Genomic DNA, 19,540 nt, shown 5'->3' on the forward strand with positions numbered 1-19,540 from the left:
TATGCATCCATATTCGAGGAAAGAAAACAGTGATGACTTTAATGAACACACTTGGAGCCGTGATCTTTGGCCTGGCCTTGCTGCATACTTTTAGTGCCAAATTTTTTGAAGTACTTGCGCATAAGAATACCGCTCATGCCGGCTTGTTTCATTTGCTGGGTGAGGTCGAAGTTGTCTTTGGTTTCTGGGCCTTTGTGCTCATCGTGGTGATGGCATTGGTATCAGGCGGTGATGCCGCAGTGAGCTACGCCGAGTCACGCCAGTATACTGAACCCCTGTTTGTTTTTGTCGTCATGGTAGTGGCTGCTTCCCGCCCCGTGCTGGAGCTTGTTGGGCGCGTTCTCAAGGCCCTGGCGCGCTTTACTCCAGTACCTGATACCATTGCCCTGGTCTGGTTTGGTTTGGCCGTGGTGCCCTTGCTGGGCTCTCTTATTACCGAACCTGCCGCCATGACGCTGGCAGCCCTGATGCTGGCACCTAAAATTTTCCGTCAGGGCATACCAGAGTGGTTGAAGTATGCCGCATTGGGCGTGCTGTTTGTCAATGTTTCTATCGGCGGCACCCTGACTTCCTATGCTGCACCACCAGTCTTGATGGTGGCTGCTGCCTGGCAATGGGATAGTGCCTTCATGCTGGCCACTTTTGGCTGGAAGGCGGCAGTGGCGGTGGTGCTCAATGCCACCGTAGTTACGCTGCTTTTGCGCAAACATATCGCTGGCCTGACGACAGACGCGTCTACCCAAACGACGCCAACTGAACCAGTGCCGCTCATCGTCAGCCTGATTCATCTGGCCTTTCTGGCGGGCGTGGTTGTGTTTGCCCATCACCCTGTATTCTTTCTTGGCCTGTTTCTGTTCTTCATGGGTTATACCCAGGCATATGAGCGTCATCAAAGCCCCTTGATTTTAAAGGAAGGCTTGCTGGTAGGCTTTTTTCTGGCGGGCCTGGTCGTGCTGGGCGGCATGCAGCAATGGTGGTTGCAACCCATCGTATCCAGCCTGGCACCGCATACCCTGTTTTTTGCGGCACTGGGTCTGACGGCGATTACTGATAATGCCGCGCTGACGTATCTGGGTTCACTGATCGCAGGCTTGAGTGATCAAGCCAAGTATTTGCTGGTGGCGGGTGCAGTGGCCGGTGGTGGGTTGACTGTGATAGCCAATGCCCCCAACCCGGCAGGCGTGGCTTTGTTGAAGCGTGGTTTCAATGATGAATCGATAGGCGCGGTAGGTTTGTTGCTGGGTGCTTTGCCTCCAACGATAGTGGCGGCGGTGATGTTTTTATTGTGAGTGATACAGGTATGCTGCGGCAGATAAATTTGTAGAAATCAGATTTGAAACTATACTGCAGGCATAGGAGCAACAAATGTAAGCTCTGGTGGTCTGTGCAGCGATGAATTGCACAGACTTTACTCCCTGACTGCTTGGAGATGAGCGCTGCAAATTGTCCCAACGGGCTGGCGTGGCAATGAATGTTTGCACGCACCTGCCAGATGCTAGCAAGACCGGGGCCATTAATGGCCCGCCAAGTGACGACCGTTCTTTAGCGGAAACCAGCCAGCGTAATTGTTCCTGGCAAGCATAATAAAATCAAGTAGTGGATGCCATCTTGCGGTAGGAAATGGCATTGCGTATCTTTTGCTGATTTTTATTGTATGCTTGTCAGATTGCACCGACAATAAAACAAGAAAAAATGCAGCTTTGATTTTCAATTTTCAGCAATGGATACCTGCCATGCCGGATGAGAAAAACACACCAGTCAACCAGGACGCTGCCGTAGCGCTGCCGTCCGTGCATGTCAGTCAGCCAGATAGCCAGCCGCATATTGCGGCAACTGATCAAGCAGCCAAGCCAGAGCCAGAAAAATCTACGCCTCAACCGCCTTATCAGACAGAAGAATCTCCCTGGCGCACGCTCTTGCGCGTGGTGTCTGCGCGTTTGCAGGCCAGCTCGATACGCACGGCAAAGAGTATTACCCATCGCACTTTGCGCATAGGCGTCTCTGCCCGGATATTTCATCCGCAGGCAGGTGCCAAAGGGCTGTCCAGCAAGACTTTGCAATATCTGGAAGAATCAATTGCCCAATGGGTCATGGCGCGCGATGTCATGGTCTTCATGATCCCCTCGGTCAATACCAATGGCTTGATCAGGCACAGCAATATACGCTTGCGCGATTATGCACGCCATCTGGATGGCCTGGTCTTACAAGGCGGGGCTGACGTTGCGCCTGAGAGTTATTCACAGCAATCCACCCGCCCTGAATGGGGTGGTGACCGTACCCGCGACATGTATGAGCTTGAACTCTTGCATGAATTCATTGAGGCCGACAAACCCTTGCTGGGTATATGCCGTGGTTGCCAGTTATTGAACGTGGCTTTCGGTGGCAGCCTGCACCAGGATATCGTCACTGAAGTCCCAGATGCCATCGCCCACGTCAATGATCTGTATGACCAGCATGGCCATGACTTGCAATTTACGCCGCAATCTTCACTGGCAAAACTGTTTCCCGCAGATGTAGCTGCCAGAGTCAATTCCATCCACCACCAATCCATCAAGACCCTGGGCCGGGATATCAAGGTGGAAGCCATTTCACCAGCCGATAACATCGTGGAAGCAATACGCTATCAAAAAGCCAAATTCGTGGTTGGCTTGCAATGGCATCCTGAATTTCATCTGACAGGGCAGAGCGATCTGCTCGATTGCACACCCATATTAGACAGTTTTTTGCGCGCCGCCCGGGAAACCAGACTTTAAAAACAGCCTGATGCTTTGAGGAGACAGCATGACAGAATTTTCCATCAATATCAGCCAGATGGCATGGCCTTGTGTGATTGCGCTGGCCTGGCTGCTGGGTGATATCCTCAACCGCAGCTTACATCTGCCACGCATCAGCGTGTATGCCTTGACCGGTTTTGCGCTAGTGAATCTGTTTCCTGACTATTTGTCGCCGCTGGATAATCAAAGCCTGGTGCTGTTGGCGAATATCGCTTTTGGCCTCATGCTGTTTGAATTTGCCTATCGTATCAATTTGCGCTGGCTAAGCATCAATCCCTGGATTGCCATCACTGGCCTGATTGAGGCAGCTGCCACTTTTGTGGCCGTGTATTGCGTGTCGCTCTGGTATGGCAGCACGCAGTTGATGTCGCTCTTGCTGGCAGCACTGGCCATGTCATCTTCACCTGCGGCTGTCATCCGCGTGATCAATGAACATCGCAGCTCAGGTCAGGTCAGTGAACGCATCCTGCATTTGACGGCCATCAATACTGTGCTGGCAGTGTTTGCCTTTAAACTCATCCTGGTTTACTGGACCATGCAGACGCCAGGAGATTTCCTGAAAGCCACTTCACAGGGCTTGCATGTCATGCTGGTGGCTTGCGCTTCGCTGCTGGCAGGCACGATATTTGGCATTTTGCTGCCCACCATATTGCGCTGGAGGGGGCGGCAGGCACAGGATGCGACCTTGGGTTTTGCCTTTGCTGTGATTGTCCTGGTGGCATTGACCCACGCCAGCGGTTTGTCACCGATACTGGCGACGCTGAGCTTTGGCCTGATCGCCAGGCACAGACGCATCAGCCTCGGCCGCACCCAAAGAAATTTTGGGGTCCTGGGTGAGTTGCTGGCGGTGGTGCTGTTCGTCTTTGCTGCATCTACCCTGGCTTGGGCGCAGGTGCTGGCTGGTGCCATGCTGGGCAGCCTGTTGCTGGTCATGCGCCTGGGCAGCAAGATGGTGGTCACCACATTGCTGGCGCCAGTCAGTGGCATCTCCATGCGCAAGGGATTGCTCAGCGGTTTGGGCCTGGCACCGGTTTCCGTCTTTCTGATTCTCAACCTTGAACAGACAAACAGTCTGGGCATTGCCACCACCAATGAATGGTATGCCCTGGTTGCCATGACCCTGATACTGGAAATCGCTGGCCCCATCCTGACCCAGCTAGCCTTGTACACAGCCAAAGAAACCCCAGAAGAACAGGAGCAATGATGCCACTCGAAGATTTCAAGAATTCGGATGCGCTCTCGGTCGGTGTGGAACTGGAACTGCAACTCGTCAGCCTGTCTGATTTTGATCTCACTGCCTCCAGCCCCGATCTTTTGCATTTACTGGCGAAACGTCCTTTCCCTGGCAATGTGACGCCAGAAATCACCCAGAGCATGATAGAAATCTGCACTGATGTGCAAACCACGCATCAGGGCATATTGCAGCAATTGCTGGCGATACGCGACACCCTGGTGCACGCCGCCGACGTGCTCAACATAGGCATCTGCGGTGGCGGTACTCACCCTTTCCAGAAATGGACAGATCGCAAGATATTTTCCAAACCACGCTTCCAGGAAGTGTCAGCACTCTACGGCTACCTGGCCAAGCAATTCACCATTTTTGGCCAGCATGTGCATATAGGTTGCACCTCTGGTGATGATGCCATGTACCTGCTCCATGCACTCAACCGCTATGTGCCGCATTTCATCGCACTGTCGGCTTCTTCACCTTATGTGCAGGGCGGTGACACCCTGTTCAATTCTGCCCGTTTGAATTCTGTGTATGCCTTCCCCTTGTCAGGGCGCGCCCCTTTCTTGTTGCGCTGGGATGAATTTGCCCATGGCTATTTCAGTAAAATGGAAAAAACCGGGGTCGTCAAAAGCATGAAAGATTTTTACTGGGACATACGTCCCAAGCCAGAATACGGCACCATAGAACTGCGCGTCTGCGATACCCCGTTGAATGTGGAAAGAGCCGCTGCCCTGGCCGCCTATCTGCAAGTCCTGTGCGCCTATTTGCTGGAAAGACGTGAACCGCCACCGGCAGAAGATGATTACCTGGTGTATAACTACAACCGCTTCCAGGCTTGCCGTTTCGGCTTTGACGGCGTTACCGTGCATCCAAAAACCTATGAAAACACCGTCTTGCGCGAAGACATACTGGCCAGCCTGAACAAACTCAAACCCCATGCGGAAAGCCTGGGCGCGCAAGATGCACTGACACATTTGAGCGAAGTCGCCCGCACCGGTAACGATGCACTCTACCTGCGCCAGCAATACCAGGAAAGCGGCAGCCCGGAAGGCATGGTGCATTCCGCCATCCACATGTTCCGCGACCGGCGGCGCCGTACCCGGTGGGTGGCGATGTGAAGGATGGGTATCTCATTTTTCCGCTCTTATTTAAAGGATGACAAGATGAATCACTGGACCCCCGATATCTATGAAAAAGCCTGGTCGTTTTCATCGCGCCAGCATAGCGGGCAAACCTATGGTGGCAAGGTGGAGGGTGAGCGGGTGGAATACATCAACCATATCGCCAGCGTTGCCATGGAAGTCATCTGGGCCTTGCAATCGAATACCACTGCCGATGGCGCACTGGCGGTGCAATGTGCCTTGTTGCATGACACCATAGAAGATACCAGTGCCAGCTACGAATTATTGAAACAGGAATTTGGCCAGGCTGTGGCTGATGGCGTGCAGGCTTTGTCCAAGAACACCGCGCTGCCGACCAAGGCTGAACAGATGCGTGACAGCCTCGACCGCATACGGCAACAACCGGCAGAGATCTGGATGGTCAAGATGGCTGACCGCATTACCAATCTGTATCACCCGCCGCATTATTGGGATAATGAAAAAATCCTGACTTATCGCGATGAAGCCCAACTCATCCATGATGAATTGCTGACCGCCGATTTTGGCCTGGCGCAACGCCTGCAGGCGAAGATCAATGCTTATCCAAAGTTCCTGAAGAAATGAAATCTGCCCAGTGCTTGACTATCTCATATTGAGAAACTACACTCTTTGCATGACATTTCAATTGACCACGACAGGCTGCACCGTCACCACGACTACTACTGGTAGTAGCGGGGTAGGCTAGCTGCTGGTTTGATTGAGTCCGCTAGTGGATTTAAGTCCACCAGATATAGCAAACCCCGCCAGCAATGAGCGGGGTTTTTTCTTGCCTGTTCGCTGGCAATTTATTCATGCAGAATGCAAAAAAAGGAATCAAGAAAATGGAACAACAATCATATGCAAACCCGGCCCTGCTGGTCATTGATATGCAGGCCGGTTTGTTGCAGGGCGGTACTATCCATGCAGCAGAGCAGGTGCTGGACAATATCAATAGCCTGCTGGCCAAGGCACACGCTGCCGGTGTGCCGGTATTTGCCGTGCGCCACACTGGCCCGCAAGGCTCGCCGATAGAAGCTGGCAGCGTCAACTGGCAATTCATGCCAGGGCTGACGCTGGATATGGAAAGGGATACCGTATTTGAAAAGACCAGGCCCAGTTGCTTCGAGGGTACGGATTTCCTGCAAAAATTGCAGGCGAAAGGTATCGAGGAACTCATCATCACTGGCCTGAAAACACAGTACTGCATCGATACCAATTGCCGCGCTGCCAGCGAGCTGGGATTCAACGTCATCCTGGTGGAAGATGCACATAGCTGCAATGACACAGCCTTGCTGCCCGCCAGCACCATCATTGCACATCACAATATGACTTTGAATGGCCTGGTTGCAAGACTGGTCAAGGCTGAGGAACTGCGGTTTTAATCCTGTTCCCAGAAGCGACAGCCAGTAGTTTCATTTGAAAGAGGCTACTGGCGTGGCAAGCTGTCCGCTGAATTTCAGACGGTGATAACAATTGCAAAAATTTCATTCACGACTAGAATGAGGATGGTCTGGCTGGTTTATCCTGCAGCCAAGTGAGTTACGATGGCAACGCATTTTTAAATCCTGGATACGGGGGCAAGAATGAAATTATTGCGTTTTTATGTTGAAGTGGGCGGTGAAGAATTTGATGCTGAGAGCTTTGCTCTGGCGGCGGATGGCAAGGGACTTGATGGTGCGATATCCCGCATCAGCAACAACAGCAAGACGCTTAAGCGCTGGGGTGAAGATGCACAGGTGAGTATCGAGCTGGCGGGTGCGGAGCAGCCAGCCATTCATGGTGGGGTCAGGCAATGGTGTACGGGTCTGCTGGAATGTGCAACTGAGCCAGAGGCAAATTCACCAGCATGGCAGGCAGAAGAAGCGCAATTGCTGGATTTTCTGGAGCAGGTCAAATACAAATTGCCTGCTGTTGGCGATTTTTGCGATGGCGAATACTTTATCTTGCTCAGGCTGATCTATGCCACCTCCGGCGCGGGCCTGCATTATTCCGAAACCCTGATGCGCAGTCTGGCAGAGATCAATGCCGGGCTGACGATAGACCATGCTTGAAAAAGCCGGAACCTTGCACATGATGCATGCAAGGTCCTGGCTCTCGTCAAATCAATTTGCTAGACTCATCAGGCGTGATCGTAGGCGCTGTCCGTGGCTGGCTTACCCAGCTTATACCAATCTACCTTACGGGTTGCTAACATGATGCCGGACAGGACCGCGAACAACAACAGGCTACCCATCATCATGGCATTGTTTTCTGAATTCAATAAGCCAAACAAGATGCCGTACAAGACCGTCAACGCGAACCCAAATCCAACACCACGTTTCCAGTCTCTCAGCACATTCGCCAGGTAGATGCCGATCAGTAAAATGCAGGCGGTACTGGCAATCAGGTAGGCCAGCACGAAACTGATTTTTTCTGACAGACTGATCAACAGCAAAAAGAAAATCACCAGCGCCAGACCAACAAGGGTGTATTGCACAGGGTGGATTGGTAACTGCTTCAATACCTCAAACAAGAAGAAGGCGGCAAAGGTAAGGGCGACAAACATCAGACCATATTTGACGGCACGGTCAGCCTGCGAATAGATGTTGACTGGTTCGATGTAAGAAACACTGAAGATATCGATGGGTGAGGCAGATGAAGTTGGGCTGCCATCTTCCGCCGGGCTGGCTCCGTGCGCCACATTGGCCGCGTTCCCGGCATTTTCGAGTCGGGTCATTTGTTGCTGTGCATTGCTGGACAGGGAAGAGATATTCCAGTTGGCGCTGACACTCTGATCTGTATTAACCCTGCCTTTTGGTGATGGCAAAAAGCGGCCGCCGTATTGCACGTGTGGCCAGTTTGATTCCAGCGTCACCTGGTTATTTTTAGCCAGCGGGGCAAAGCTCAGTTTTTCTATGCCATCAAGATCCAGGTCTATCTTGAATTTGACTTGCCTTGCGCTGGCGAGATTGACATCATTCAGCCCCGCATGGATACCACGCTGGAAAGAACTGAGTTTGCTGCCTTGTTTGAACTCGATGGTTTGCTCATCCCATTTGAGTTTAGGGAAGTTTTGCAGGCCGCGTGTATCACTCAAGCCCATGGAAATATAGGGCGTTTCCGCCAGGGAGATGACGGCCTTGGGGTTGTCTTTCTGCACCATGCTCGATAACTCTGGCAGCATGAAGTCACCCGTTATCTTATGGTGGCCGGTATATACCAGCACTTTATGGATGCCACGATAGCGCTGGTCAGTATCGATATTGCCCATGATTTGCATTTCATTGGGGTAGATGTAATGCTTTTTATTGGCAGACAACTGGCGGCGCACGGTTTTATTGAGCGATGCATCAAAGCTCTCATCTTCCCAGGTCTCGGTATAAGGGACGACCAGCACAGGCCCGACAACCACTTGCTCACTGACAGAATCTGCTGTGATACTGCGCACCGCCTCCTCGCGGTAATGCATACGCTCCCAGATGGTGGCATGTATCATGCCCAGTGGCACATACAACAAGATGGCCAGCAAGCCAACGATGACGATTTTAAATAACAGACTTCTTTGCATGACAGGCTCCGGTAATGACGAAGCTTGTAATGTAAAAAAGGAATGTGCGGGGAGAATGCGGTTTGTGTGAAGTGGGGGACTTTTTTGTATTCACGCTTCTTCACCATTCTTCCTCTTTCTTCCACTAAATGGGGATGGAGTCAGGTACCCAAACACAATGTCGCCACGACGCCACCATTATCCAGATTCTCGACCTTGATACTTCCCCCATGCAGCAAGGCCACTTCCCGCACAAAGGGCAAACCCAGGCCGGTGCTTTTGGCCGCATCTGGGCGCGGCAAGGAGTAGAAGCGGTCGAAGATTTTATCGAGGGCGTAGTCGGGTATGCCCGGTCCCTGGTCGCTGATGCTGATTTGCACAGACGGGGTGTTGTCGGTGTTGATATGCAGGCTGGCTTGCATGCTGATGCTGCTGCCAGCAGGGGCAAAGGCAATGGCATTGTCGAGCACATTGCCGAGCGCCTGGCGCAGCAGCAGTTCATCGCCGCTGATGCTGGTGATGGCTGCGTCTATTTGCTGTTGCAATTGCAGGGACCTGGCTTGCAGTCTGGGTTGGGCATCTTCAGCCACCAGTGCTAGCAGACGTGGGATGTTGACCAGGTGCACGTGGGCAAGGCTTTGCTGTTTCTCCAGTTTGACCAGTGCCAGCAGTTTGTCGATAAGCTGGCGCTGGCGGGCATTCTGTTCGAGGATATTGTTGAGGAAATGCTGCCTGTCTGCGGCGGGCATGTCTTCACGCATGAGTTCGGCCGAGCCTTGTATCGAGGCGATGGGGCTTTTCAATTCATGGGCCATGGTATGCATGAGTTGTTCTGCATATTGCTTGCCTTCCAGCTTGTCGCGCATGGCTTCAAGGGCGCGGCCAAGGCTGCCGATTTCATTATTACCCAGATCTGGCAGGCTGGCTTTGTCACCGTTTTCTACGCTGCTGGCATAGGTTTGCAGCTTGCGCAAAGTGCGGTTCAGCCACCATGAAAACCCCAGCCCTATCAACAAAGAACCCAGCCACAACCAGGCACTGCGTTGCAATATTTTGCGCTGGCTGCGGTATATAAAGGGGTTGATGGTGGAGATAGGTTTGGCTACCGTCAACGAGCCTATGATGCGGCCACGGTCCATGATGGGGGCGGCGACATGCATGACACTGCTGGTTTCATCTGTCGCCTTGCTGCGGGTGCTGCGTGCGCCATATTTTCCTTGCAAGGTGCGGTTGACGTCGTTCCAGCTTGAGTAGTCCTGCCCTACATCCATGCCATCGCTGTCGAAAATGACGATGCCTTTTGCATCAGTGATATAGATGCGGTAGTCCAGGCTGGTCTTGCGTATGCCGCTGATGTTGGCGTCGATGCTGCGTTGTGCATAGTTTTGCAGGCGCTTCATCAAGTCGCTGTCGGCGACCTTGCCTGCTGCCACGTCTTCTGACACCAGGGTGGCCAGCATTTGCGCAGTGTCGATGAGGGTGTCTTCCAGCGTGGCGCGCACGCCGGGTTTGATTTCTTCCACCACCACATTCAGGATCAGCCAGGCACTTAAGCCCAGTATCAAGAAATAACCCAGCAGTATGCGCAGGCCTATCTTCATGCAGGTGACCAGCTATAGCCCATGCCACGGTGGGTGATGATGCCTTCATCATTGGCCTGGTCATCATCGACCGTACCGTTACTGCTCAGGCGTGCCTGGCGGAGTTTGGCGCGCAGGCATTTGACGTGGGCATCGACCGTGCGCTCCAGCGTATCGGGCGCATTGGTCCAGACGATGTCCATGAGCTGCGCGCGTGAAAACAAATGGCCGGGGCTTTCCATCAAGGTCTTTAGCAGCAGGTATTCATAGCGTGTCAGGCTCAGCGGCTGGCCATACGCGAGTATGCGTGCTTCTTGCGGCTTCAATTCAAAACGCGCTGGGGTTGCGTCGGCAACGGTTTGTACCTTGCCTTGCTGGCGCCGCAAGATGGCGCGTATGCGGGCCACTACTTCACGTGGTGAAAAGGGTTTGCTGACGTAATCATCGGCGCCAATTTCCAGGCCGACGATGCGGTCTATCTCATCATTGCGCGCTGTCAGGAACAGGACTGGCGTATCCGAGAACTGGCGCAACTGGCGGCAGACATCAAAGCCGCTGATGTCGGGCAGGCCGATATCAAGCACGATCAGGGCTGGGGGCGTTGTTGTCGTGCGCAGCAGTTCCAGTGCTTGCTGACCCAGACTAAAGTGTTGCGGTATGAAACCGTCAGTCTTTAAGGCGTATGCCAGGGTGTCGGCGATGCTGACTTCATCTTCGATGATCAGTATGGATTTGCTCATGCAGGAGATGATGACGTTGGTAGAGATAGTGATCATCCCGCACAGAGGCGCTGTGCGGGACGGTGAAAACTTATTCGGGCTTCAGGTAAAACGCATCTGGCAACTGATCACCCGCAGTGGTGGTCTTGACATCACCTTTGAGATTCGTCAGCAGCACTGGCAAGTCTGGCCCGCCCAGTTCTATGATGACCTGGCGGCAAGCGCCGCAAGGGGCGATCGGGCCTTCAGTGTCACCAGTCACGGCGATGGCAGCAAAATCGCCAGGACGGTAACCGGCAGCAATGGCAGAAAACAGGGCTGTGCGTTCTGCACAGTTACACAAACCATAAGAGGCGTTTTCGACATTGCAACCATGGAAAGTCTTGCCGTCCTTGGTCAACACGGCTGCGCCGACCTTGAATTTGGAGTAGGGCGCATAAGCGGATTCACGGGCTGTATTGGCAGCTTGCAATAGTTCACTTTTGTTAAACATGTTCATCTTTCGTTGGTATAGGCAACATTGTATTATCAAACCATGTCAAATATGGTGAATCAGCTTAAATCCTCCGCTTCCAGCCTTGGCGGGCAGGGCGGCCAAACACATCCGGTTTTCAGAAAAAAGTTGCAGGAACTGGCCTGGGCCTTGTTTGGCATGGGCCTGTATTATTTGGCTGCCCGTACCGGCATGCACTTGTTTGCCCTGAAACCTAGCAATATCACGCTCTTGTGGCTGGCATCTGGCATAGGCCTGGTGATGTGTATGCGGCATGGTTTGCTGGCCTTGCCCCTGATCATATTCGCCAGTTTTTGGGCGAATTATCCTGGTATGGCCGAAGTGCACCGCAGCTCTCCCCTCTTGTACACCCTGATTTCAGCCACTGCAGATGGCATGGCTGGCATCGTGGCCATGCTGATGATGCGCCTGTCATTGCCAGGTGGCTTGACGCAGGCGCAAGATTTGTTGCATTTTGGCATCAAAGTCTGTTTGATACCGACCATGCTCAGCAGCCTTATCATCAGCCTCAACCTGGCTGTAGGCGGTTATATAGGCTGGGATGAGGCAGTCGATTTCTTCCGCATGCTGGTGCTGGCAGACAGTCTTGGTATCTTGCTTATTTATCCACTCTACCAGGCCTGGAGTGATGACCGGCAACTACGCAGTATCGAAGTGCAAAGGCTAGTGTTAACCAGCCTGGGTGTCGGGGTATTGCTGTATCTGGCATTTCGGGGTCATCCAGGCTTTATCTACTTCATCTTGCCGGTGCTGTTGCTGCTGGCTTTTTATGTCAATCTCAATCTGGTCACGCTGATATTGGCTGTCAGCATGGTGGCCATTATTGCCATGACGGGCCAGCAACTTGGGCCTTTCCAGACCAGCAATCTGGTGGAAGCGAATTTCATGCTGGTGTGTTTCGTCTGCACGACCACCTTCACCATTCTGGCAGTGGCCCTGCATAACCGCCAATTGCTCAGAATAGAAGCGGCTCGCCAGGAATGGCAACAGGCAGCCGAGGTGGATGCCCTGACGGGCTTGATCAACCGTGCTGCTTTTTTGCCCATGCTGGAAGATGAACACCAGCGCGCCAAGCGCATGGGCCGCCCCTATGCACTGGCTTTGCTGGATATCGATCACTTTAAAACGGTCAATGATGTGTATGGCCATCAGGCCGGTGATGAAGTGCTCACTCACTTTGCCAGCATGATGCAGGCAAACATACGTGGCATAGACAAAGCCGCACGCCTGGGCGGGGATGAGTTTGCCATCCTTTTCCCTGAATCAAGCGCTTCTGAAGCGATTATCGCCATGGAAAGACTGCGCCAGCGTCTGGAATCCCACCCCATCCTGACCGCTGCCGCACAAGTGTTCGTGACCAGTAGCATAGGCATTACCGAATACCATGGCGGTGACATTACCCCGGACATGGTGCGCACAAGGGCAGACCAGTTACTTTATGCAGCCAAGCATGCTGGCAGAAACAGGGTCATGTTTGATGCCGTGACGGATGAAGCGGCTTAATGCGCAAATAAGCAGCACATAATTTGCTTTTGCCATTGAAGTTTCTTCATTTGTGCCCGATAACGTAGTATGGGATTAAATTTCCATATTACCCTGGAGTAATATTATGAGCTTAGGCATTTCGACACAAGACATCTACGCGCGCACTTATCAGACTGCGCAAACCAAAGTACCCAAGGCTGGCGATAAGAGCGCTGAAGAGGCAGATATCAAAGCCACGCCTGATCAAAGCGCCAAGGTCAATCTGGATAGCTCGGTCGCAGGCAGTAAAGAAAGTACCGTTGTCTATAATGACCCGCGCCTGAACAAGACTGCGAAGCCTGACCTGCAAGCCCTGCTGGAAGAATCTGACCGCAAGGCCCAGGAGATCATCAACCTCATCAAACCCTTGATTGAACAACAAGGTCTGGAAATTTCCAAGGTAGTCAGCGGCCAACAAAAAATCAATGCCAGCCCTGAAGCCATCAAGGCAGCCCAGGCAGCAGTAGCCGAGGGTGGAGAATTCAGTGTACAAAAAACTGCTGAACGCATACTCAGTTTTGCCAAGGCGGCCATAGGCGATGACCCCGCCAAGCTGGAAAAAATTACTGCTGCAGTAGAGCAGGGCTTCCAAGAAGCAGCCGAGATACTGGGTGGTAGTTTGCCTGAAATCAGCAAGCAAACCCTGGAAGCCATACGCACAGAATTTGCGCGCTGGAAATCTGATGGTATCCCTGCTGGCGACACCGTGAGTCTGGCGAAAGCATCGACGCAAAAAGCGGCTTGAGCCACATCCTTGCAGGGTGCACATGCTGCGCCCTGCAAGTTAAAGCCTTGCATATGCCGCCATGACAGCAGCATAAGCGCGCACTTACTTCCCACCCAAGTCCTTATATACTGCAGGCACATTCAAGCCTGGGTGCACCCAGCCAAACAGCGCATAACCCGCATAATCTGGCATGCTGACTTGCTTAACGGTTTGTTCCAGATTCAAGCCCTGGGAAATGGCTGCCTGCACCTGGCTGCGTACCGTTTCAAGATAAGCGATTTGCCATTTCAAGTCTTCCTTGCCTATAGCTACGCCATGACCGGGTACGATGCGGGCATCCGCCGGTAAAAAGGCATCAACGCGGCGCAGAGTTTCCAGCGTGGCGATCAGGTGGCCATCGAGTAACCAGGGCAGCGCGGGTTTGCCAGCGATGACAGGGTTGCCACTCCACATGACCTTGCTTTGCGGTTCCCATACCCAGAGGTCGCCGCCGGTCTGGGCAAAGCCAAAGTCCATGATCTCCACAACTTTGCCGCCCAGGTCCAGCTTTAATGTGCTGCCTGGCGCGACCAGAACATCGCCAGTGCGTGCCTTGATTTCTTCTATGCCGCGGCCAGAGCCGAAGTTCTTGATCATGAAAGCCTTGTCATCGTCCAGATGTGCATGGATATAGTTGCTGGTCTGGGCATGCTGGATAATCTTCGTGCTGGCGGGCATATACATATTGCCGTAGGCATGGTCACCGTGCGAGCTGGTGTTGACGGCATACAGGATGGGTTTCTTACCCAGCTTCTGGCTCAGTGCCATGACTTGTGAATTCAGGCGCTTGTTGAGCATGGTCTCTATCAACAGGGCACCCTTGCTGCCGACGATCAAGCCGCCACTGGTGGCCGCTGCACCACCCTTGGCATTGAGTTCTTTGGCGTTATTGGCATAGTAGGCATACACACCTTCACCCAGTTTCTCACTGATCATCTCGACCTTGTTGCCATCCCAGATAGGTTCGGCTGCCTGTGTCGTAGTGGCAAACAGCAAACCTGTCATGACTGCTAAGAATGTACGTTTCATTTCGTTCTCCTCTGTAGTGATTGATTAATAGATGACATACGCAGTGTAGTTTCTGCATTTATGCAATACAATTAGCCATTGACGACAAGATGGTTTGCGAAAATGCAAAGCGTAGAAAATCTCAATGACTTGCGACTGGTTGCCTGGATAGCCGAGACAGGCTCGCTGGCTGGTGCTGCCCGCCGTCTGGGCTTGAATCATGCAACAGTCTTCCGTCGCCTGAACCAGCTGGAAGCAGCAACTGGTGTGCGCCTGTTTGAACGCAGCGCTGGCCGCTACCATGCCACGCCCGCAGGCGAAGAACTTATGCGCGCCGGTGCCGAGCTGGACGCCATTGCCACCAGTGCCATGCTGCGGGTGGCGGGCGCAGATTTGCGACCCAGCGGCCTGGTACGCATCTCCACCACCGACAGCCTGGCCCTGACTTTACTGCCACCCATATTGGCTTTATGTCGCCAGCTCTACCCGCAAATCAGGCTGACACTGGAAGTCGATAACAAGTCTGCCAATCTGTCCAAGCGCGATGCTGATATTGCCGTGCGCCCGACGACCACTCCACCGGATTATCTGATAGGCAAACACATCGCCCCACTGGAATTTTGCATCTACGCGGCAGCGTCTTATTTTGCATCGCATGCAGACCTGCCACTGGAGCAGCATGAATGGATAGCGCTCGATGACGCCTACAGCGGCCACCGCAGCCTGCGCTGGCTGGGCAATATCCTGCCACTGGATGAGATAGGCTACCGCAGCAGCAGCTTTGGCCTGGTCCAGCAAGCCTGCCTGCAGGGCATCGGTTTGGCGATCTTGCCTTGCATCCTGGGTGATGCCTCAGATGCCTTGCAGCGGGTGGGGGAGCCCATACCCGAATGCGCGGCGGCACTGTGGTTGCTGATACATCCCGATTTGCGAGAGACTACCCGCGTCAGGGCGGTGTTCCAGCTTTTGCATGAAGAGTTGGCGAAAGCGATGTTGCGGTTTGCATAGGGTATTTTGTTCCCTGCGAATACTGACACCGTTACTAGATTGCACACACTCAAACCCGTCATGCCGGACTTGATCCGGCATCCAGTGGCATTGCTTGCATACTGATGTAGTCTGTTCGCAGGCAGCATGCAAATCACCGTTTTTCTGTGTGTACAGTGAAGCAAGCGATACGACTTAACGACCATGGATGTCGGATCAAGTCTGGCATGACGATATTCGACTTTTTCAAAGGATGTTTACAGCCGTATTTTGCGTGGCGTGTATGCTTGTCTCAGGATGCCATTGCAACTGCAATCGATGTACGTACGCGTTTTCGGCCTCTGTCAGCAATTAATAGGTTAGAATCCGCGCTTGAAAATTAATCGTGCCGTGATGCGGATTTGGGTATGACTACAGGCGGCGGGAAAAATTTGATCGGCGATCAGTTTTTCTTGAACAATCAGGTACGGAGCCCTATCAATTAACAGGAGTTATTTTTGCACAAATTATGTTTACTACTGGCCTCCAGTGTTTTGTTGAGTGCTTGCGCCACCAGCTACCAAAGCGATGGCATCACCGGTGGATATTATGAAATCCCGGGACCTGGACAGCTGGATAAAGTTGCCTTCTCTGGCAATGGATTAATTAAACCAAGTAGCGTGCAAAATTACGCACTGTATCGCGCTGCTGAGCTTGCTAAGTCCAAGAACAAACCTTATTTCATTATCTATCGCACTTTGGTTGATGCAGCACGGAATAATCCTGGTAATTTACCTTTAGTGGGCTGGATGCAAGGCAAACCTGTTGCCTACTCTTTCGTACTATATCTGGATGAATCAAGACCTGGTGCATTTACGACAGCAACAGTATTGGCTGATATGGCAAAGGTGGTGGGTGGTACACCTGCTGCAGATGGACAGGGAGTGATGAAATGAAGTTTGTAAACTATACGATGATAGTCGCAGTTGCATTGGCTTTGTGTGCATGTAACACTTATCCGACTTTCTCACCGGATGCAAATACCATGATGGTACCGGTCCGTGTCATGAATGAAGGCAAGTATGTATTATGTCAAAACGGTAAGCGTTTCAACCTGCCTTTAAAAGAGGAAGCGAACAAGGTAAGTTCTGTACAGGTGCCTGTGGGTGAGGTGATAGGATTGACAGTGTACACAGAGCAATCAACTGTTTTCGCAGTTAGTTATTGCACTACAGGTGTCAACTTCAAACCAGTGGAAAACCAGGCTTATGTGATGAACAACGGTTTCTTTGAGAACAAGTGCTTTGCAGAATTGGTCAAGCAGGACAAAAGCAAAGACACTGGAGTAAGCCTGGAGCCTAGCGCCACTCTCTACAGTTGTCAGCCATGATGTTTGATTGAGCGCAGGTGATATGCATCCTCTGCGCTCAATGCGGATTTAAACCCGAGATGCCGGACTTGAACCGGCATTTGGCAGCGTTGTTGGCATGCTGATGCAGTCTGCGGGCAGATAGTGCGCAAAATTGCCGATGTCCTGTGTGGACAGTGAAGCAGGCGATACGGCTTAACGACGCTGGATGCCAGATCGAGTCTGGCATGACGGTTGGGAGGCTATTGTTGGCGATGTTTATTGCCTTATTTTGTGCGCCCCGTCGATGAGCATGAAGTGATGGCTCAACATACAAAAAGCCCGCAACAGTTTCCTGTTGCGGGCTTTTCACTTGCAGATGGCCTTGTAAAACCAAACTGCAAAAAACTTACTTCTTTACACCCAGTTCACGCAAACGTTCTTGCAGATAACTGCCGGAAGTATGACGCTCGGACAGCACCACATCCGCACGCGGATGCAGGAACAGTGGCAGAGAGATGCGTGATTTTTTCGCTTCTTCACCGGTAGGGTTCAGTACGCGGTGTATCGTTGATGGATAGTAGCCGGCAGATGCTTCATCCAGCATGTCGCCGATGTTCACGATCAGCATGCCAAAGTCACAGGGCACGTCATGCCATGCCTCGTCTTTGCCTAGCACTTGCAAACCGGCTTGTGTGGCGGCTGGCAAGAGCGTCAGCAGGTTGATGTCGCCATGGGCAGCGGCGCGTACTGCATCGGGTTCTTCATCGCCACGCAGCGGTGGGTAATGCAGAACGCGCAGCAGAGTCAGGTCGCTGTCAGTGATCATGTCTGACAAGGGCATGGAATATTTGGCCTTGACCTCGGCAGGCGAATAGTCTTCTACCCATTGCAACAACTCTGCTGCCAGCTTGGCACCATCGTCATAATACTTGCGTGCTGCGTCCGATACTTCAGACGGATAACGGCCGGTAGGGTAAATATGATAAAACTCTTTCAAGTCGCGCTTGGTCTGGCCCTTGGCTGTCTCGGAAATGCTAGGCGAGAAATAACCGTCCATTTTTTCGCGGTCAAAGTCATACTTGTTCTTCGCATCGGTCTGAAAAAAGTCATACCATTCTTTGTAAATGGTTTCCAGCGTGCTTTGCGACAAAGGATGATTGGTCAGCACGCCAAAGCCAGTGCGGTGCAGGCTTTCAGTAAACTTTTGCGCAGCATCAGGTGCGCGATAATCAACTGGTTCGATAAACATGATGCGCTCTCCTCAGTTTGCCGCTGGTGCCAGCGGAGCCTGCAGCCAGTTTGATGACAGTGTCTTGTCGATCAATTGCTTACACGCTTCTGCATCGACTTTCATGCAAACGCGGGTTTCTGGCTTGCTGGCTTCCCAGCCGGATTGTGGGTAGGGGATAGGCAGTTTTGCCATCATGGTTTGGCCATTGCCTATGCCTTCTTTGGCAACACGCACGCGGCCAGAGTTGGTCTCGAACATCTCTGGTGCTACCAGCCAGACAAAAGCCAGCACGTCATGACCGTAGCAGGCATGGCCCAGGTCCGGGCGTATGCTTTGGTAGAAGTTGGCATAGAAGTTCACTGCATGCGACAGGGTATCCATCGCCACGTGTTTATGCTGTTCTGCCAGGCGGGCAAAGAAAGTCGAAGGCAAGACCACGCGGTGCGTAACATCCAGACCCACCATGGTCAGGTCCCAGCCTGCGGTGAAGACCAGGTCAGCTGCATCAGGATCATTCCAGACATTGGCTTCTGCCACTGGCGAAACATTGCCTGGTTCATCGACCGTACCAGCCATCAATACCACCTGCTTCAACAGCTTGGGCAATTGTGGTTCCATTTTCAGGGCCAGGCCCAGATTGCCCAGAGGTGCAACGGCAACCAGGGTGATTTCGCCAGGATATTGACGTGCCATCTTGACGATGAACTCGGCAGCGCTTTCCACTTCTGCCTTGCCACCCAATTCAATACGGCTGTTCAGATTGCCCAGGCCATCGGCACCATGAATAAAATCAGGAGGTGTGCCAGGTTCTTTGGCAAATGGTACAGGCACGCCTTGTGCGACCGGGATATCGCGGCCAGTAATTCGGGTCAGATACAGTGCATTGGCAGTTGCCTGCTCAACATGGACATTGCCAAATGAGGTGGTGATACCAACCACGTCGATATCAGGATGGGCCAGCGCAAAGTACAGGGCCATTGCATCATCGACACCTGGATCAGTATCAAATATGACTTTATGTTTAGCTGTTGTTGACATGTGTATGCTCTCCAAAATTACACCGGCTGGCCATTGGGCAGAACCCAGTCGCGATGTGAATTGTTGCAGTTGACCCGGTTCAAGGAGGTCGAAATTATTTAGGACTTACGCAAAACCGCCCCAGCTGCGTTGCAGCTCCTAGCCGTACTAAAGTACTGTCTTCGTCGCCACGC

At 52.6% G+C, this 19,540-nt stretch carries 19 protein-coding genes; 12 read left to right on the forward strand and 7 right to left on the reverse strand.

Going from position 1 to position 19,540, the window contains the following annotated elements:
- Nucleotides 1-32 precede the first annotated feature (32 nt).
- The 7 genes from Q8K39_RS08345 to Q8K39_RS08375 all read left to right on the forward strand — a co-directional run bounded on the left by Q8K39_RS08345 (nt 33) and on the right by Q8K39_RS08375 (nt 7,195).
- The gene (locus Q8K39_RS08345; RefSeq protein WP_305259388.1) at nt 33-1,289 is read left to right on the forward strand and encodes a putative Na+/H+ antiporter; all 1,257 of its coding nucleotides are present in this window, start codon (nt 33-35) and stop codon (nt 1,287-1,289) included.
- 444 nt (nt 1,290-1,733) lie between these two features.
- Entirely contained in the window at nt 1,734-2,753 is a 1,020-nt protein-coding gene (locus Q8K39_RS08350; RefSeq protein WP_305259390.1) for a gamma-glutamyl-gamma-aminobutyrate hydrolase family protein, read from the forward strand.
- 28 nt (nt 2,754-2,781) lie between these two features.
- Nucleotides 2,782-3,978 (forward strand): cation:proton antiporter, encoded by a 1,197-nt coding sequence (locus Q8K39_RS08355; RefSeq protein ID WP_305259392.1) that lies wholly within the window; start codon nt 2,782-2,784, stop codon nt 3,976-3,978.
- Nucleotides 3,978-5,123: a YbdK family carboxylate-amine ligase gene (locus Q8K39_RS08360; protein ID WP_305259471.1), complete on the forward strand. Its 1,146-nt coding sequence runs from the start codon at nt 3,978-3,980 to the stop codon at nt 5,121-5,123. The genes Q8K39_RS08355 and Q8K39_RS08360 overlap by 1 nt, the downstream gene beginning before the upstream one ends.
- A 45-nt stretch (nt 5,124-5,168) precedes the next feature.
- Complete coding sequence (locus Q8K39_RS08365) at nt 5,169-5,729, forward strand: HD domain-containing protein (RefSeq protein WP_305259394.1); 561 nt, start codon at nt 5,169-5,171, stop codon at nt 5,727-5,729.
- Between the two features lie 257 nt (nt 5,730-5,986).
- On the forward strand, nt 5,987-6,526 hold the full coding sequence (locus tag Q8K39_RS08370; RefSeq protein ID WP_305259396.1) for a cysteine hydrolase family protein: 540 nt from the start codon (nt 5,987-5,989) through the stop codon (nt 6,524-6,526).
- A 201-nt stretch (nt 6,527-6,727) separates the two neighbouring features.
- A complete protein-coding gene (locus Q8K39_RS08375) occupies nt 6,728-7,195 on the forward strand; it encodes a hypothetical protein (protein ID WP_305259398.1) in 468 nt (155 codons plus the stop codon).
- A 68-nt stretch (nt 7,196-7,263) separates the two neighbouring features.
- Here the strand turns inward: Q8K39_RS08375 and creD are convergent, their stop codons facing one another.
- The 4 genes from creD to cdd all read right to left on the reverse strand — a co-directional run bounded on the left by creD (nt 7,264) and on the right by cdd (nt 11,462).
- Complete coding sequence (gene creD / locus Q8K39_RS08380; RefSeq protein WP_305259400.1) at nt 7,264-8,691, reverse strand: cell envelope integrity protein CreD; 1,428 nt, start codon at nt 8,689-8,691, stop codon at nt 7,264-7,266.
- A 140-nt stretch (nt 8,692-8,831) separates the two neighbouring features.
- Complete coding sequence (gene creC / locus Q8K39_RS08385; RefSeq protein ID WP_305259402.1) at nt 8,832-10,271, reverse strand: two-component system sensor histidine kinase CreC; 1,440 nt, start codon at nt 10,269-10,271, stop codon at nt 8,832-8,834.
- Nucleotides 10,268-11,026 carry a two-component system response regulator CreB gene (gene creB / locus Q8K39_RS08390; RefSeq protein ID WP_305259404.1) on the reverse strand — a complete coding sequence of 253 codons (759 nt, stop codon included), beginning with the start codon at nt 11,024-11,026 and terminating at the stop codon, nt 10,268-10,270. Before creB ends, creC begins: the two co-directional genes overlap by 4 nt.
- 34 nt (nt 11,027-11,060) lie before the next feature.
- A complete protein-coding gene (cdd, locus tag Q8K39_RS08395) occupies nt 11,061-11,462 on the reverse strand; it encodes a cytidine deaminase (protein WP_305259406.1) in 402 nt (133 codons plus the stop codon).
- A 42-nt stretch (nt 11,463-11,504) separates the two neighbouring features.
- Between cdd and Q8K39_RS08400 the strand changes: the two genes are divergently transcribed.
- Both Q8K39_RS08400 and Q8K39_RS08405 read left to right on the forward strand, forming a co-directional pair.
- Complete coding sequence (locus Q8K39_RS08400) at nt 11,505-12,986, forward strand: sensor domain-containing diguanylate cyclase (RefSeq protein ID WP_305259408.1); 1,482 nt, start codon at nt 11,505-11,507, stop codon at nt 12,984-12,986.
- 106 nt (nt 12,987-13,092) lie between these two features.
- Nucleotides 13,093-13,752, forward strand: coding sequence for a hypothetical protein (locus Q8K39_RS08405; RefSeq protein WP_305259409.1), 660 nt, complete (start codon nt 13,093-13,095; stop codon nt 13,750-13,752).
- 84 nt (nt 13,753-13,836) lie between these two features.
- Here Q8K39_RS08405 and Q8K39_RS08410 read toward each other — a convergent pair whose 3' ends face one another.
- Nucleotides 13,837-14,802, reverse strand: a complete 966-nt coding sequence (locus Q8K39_RS08410) for an MBL fold metallo-hydrolase (protein WP_305259412.1) — start codon at nt 14,800-14,802, stop codon at nt 13,837-13,839.
- A 102-nt stretch (nt 14,803-14,904) separates the two neighbouring features.
- Between Q8K39_RS08410 and Q8K39_RS08415 the strand changes: the two genes are divergently transcribed.
- The 3 genes from Q8K39_RS08415 to Q8K39_RS08425 all read left to right on the forward strand — a co-directional run bounded on the left by Q8K39_RS08415 (nt 14,905) and on the right by Q8K39_RS08425 (nt 17,137).
- Nucleotides 14,905-15,789, forward strand: coding sequence for a LysR family transcriptional regulator (locus Q8K39_RS08415; RefSeq protein ID WP_305259413.1), 885 nt, complete (start codon nt 14,905-14,907; stop codon nt 15,787-15,789).
- 476 nt (nt 15,790-16,265) lie between these two features.
- Entirely contained in the window at nt 16,266-16,703 is a 438-nt protein-coding gene (locus Q8K39_RS08420) for a hypothetical protein (RefSeq protein ID WP_305259414.1), read from the forward strand.
- A complete protein-coding gene (locus tag Q8K39_RS08425) occupies nt 16,700-17,137 on the forward strand; it encodes a hypothetical protein (protein WP_305259416.1) in 438 nt (145 codons plus the stop codon). Before Q8K39_RS08420 ends, Q8K39_RS08425 begins: the two co-directional genes overlap by 4 nt.
- Nucleotides 17,138-17,504: 367 nt before the next feature.
- On the opposite strand, the gene Q8K39_RS08430 is transcribed toward Q8K39_RS08425, so the two are convergent.
- Together Q8K39_RS08430 and Q8K39_RS08435 are read right to left on the reverse strand one after the other, a co-directional pair.
- Nucleotides 17,505-18,347: a 2OG-Fe(II) oxygenase family protein gene (locus Q8K39_RS08430; protein ID WP_305259418.1), complete on the reverse strand. Its 843-nt coding sequence runs from the start codon at nt 18,345-18,347 to the stop codon at nt 17,505-17,507.
- 12 nt (nt 18,348-18,359) lie between these two features.
- Nucleotides 18,360-19,367, reverse strand: a complete 1,008-nt coding sequence (locus Q8K39_RS08435) for a nucleoside hydrolase (protein ID WP_305259419.1) — start codon at nt 19,365-19,367, stop codon at nt 18,360-18,362.
- Nucleotides 19,368-19,540 lie beyond the last annotated feature (173 nt).

Source organism: Undibacterium sp. (assembly GCF_030683615.1).
Taxonomy (GTDB): domain Bacteria; phylum Pseudomonadota; class Gammaproteobacteria; order Burkholderiales; family Burkholderiaceae_D; genus Undibacterium; species Undibacterium umbellatum.

Excerpts from the sequence above, each read along its gene's own strand:
- Q8K39_RS08345 (WP_305259388.1), top strand. The coding sequence starts at position 33 with ATGACTTTAATGAACACACTTGGAGCCGTGATCTTTGGCCTGGCCTTG.
- Q8K39_RS08350 (WP_305259390.1), top strand. The coding sequence starts at position 1,734 with ATGCCGGATGAGAAAAACACACCAGTCAACCAGGACGCTGCCGTAGCG.
- Q8K39_RS08355 (WP_305259392.1), top strand. The coding sequence starts at position 2,782 with ATGACAGAATTTTCCATCAATATCAGCCAGATGGCATGGCCTTGTGTG.
- Q8K39_RS08360 (WP_305259471.1), top strand. The coding sequence starts at position 3,978 with ATGCCACTCGAAGATTTCAAGAATTCGGATGCGCTCTCGGTCGGTGTG.
- Q8K39_RS08365 (WP_305259394.1), top strand. The coding sequence starts at position 5,169 with ATGAATCACTGGACCCCCGATATCTATGAAAAAGCCTGGTCGTTTTCA.
- Q8K39_RS08370 (WP_305259396.1), top strand. The coding sequence starts at position 5,987 with ATGGAACAACAATCATATGCAAACCCGGCCCTGCTGGTCATTGATATG.
- Q8K39_RS08375 (WP_305259398.1), top strand. The coding sequence starts at position 6,728 with ATGAAATTATTGCGTTTTTATGTTGAAGTGGGCGGTGAAGAATTTGAT.
- creD (WP_305259400.1), bottom strand. The coding sequence starts at position 8,691 with ATGCAAAGAAGTCTGTTATTTAAAATCGTCATCGTTGGCTTGCTGGCC.
- creC (WP_305259402.1), bottom strand. The coding sequence starts at position 10,271 with ATGAAGATAGGCCTGCGCATACTGCTGGGTTATTTCTTGATACTGGGC.
- creB (WP_305259404.1), bottom strand. The coding sequence starts at position 11,026 with ATGATCACTATCTCTACCAACGTCATCATCTCCTGCATGAGCAAATCC.
- cdd (WP_305259406.1), bottom strand. The coding sequence starts at position 11,462 with ATGTTTAACAAAAGTGAACTATTGCAAGCTGCCAATACAGCCCGTGAA.
- Q8K39_RS08400 (WP_305259408.1), top strand. The coding sequence starts at position 11,505 with ATGTCAAATATGGTGAATCAGCTTAAATCCTCCGCTTCCAGCCTTGGC.
- Q8K39_RS08405 (WP_305259409.1), top strand. The coding sequence starts at position 13,093 with ATGAGCTTAGGCATTTCGACACAAGACATCTACGCGCGCACTTATCAG.
- Q8K39_RS08410 (WP_305259412.1), bottom strand. The coding sequence starts at position 14,802 with ATGAAACGTACATTCTTAGCAGTCATGACAGGTTTGCTGTTTGCCACT.
- Q8K39_RS08415 (WP_305259413.1), top strand. The coding sequence starts at position 14,905 with ATGCAAAGCGTAGAAAATCTCAATGACTTGCGACTGGTTGCCTGGATA.
- Q8K39_RS08425 (WP_305259416.1), top strand. The coding sequence starts at position 16,700 with ATGAAGTTTGTAAACTATACGATGATAGTCGCAGTTGCATTGGCTTTG.
- Q8K39_RS08430 (WP_305259418.1), bottom strand. The coding sequence starts at position 18,347 with ATGTTTATCGAACCAGTTGATTATCGCGCACCTGATGCTGCGCAAAAG.
- Q8K39_RS08435 (WP_305259419.1), bottom strand. The coding sequence starts at position 19,367 with ATGTCAACAACAGCTAAACATAAAGTCATATTTGATACTGATCCAGGT.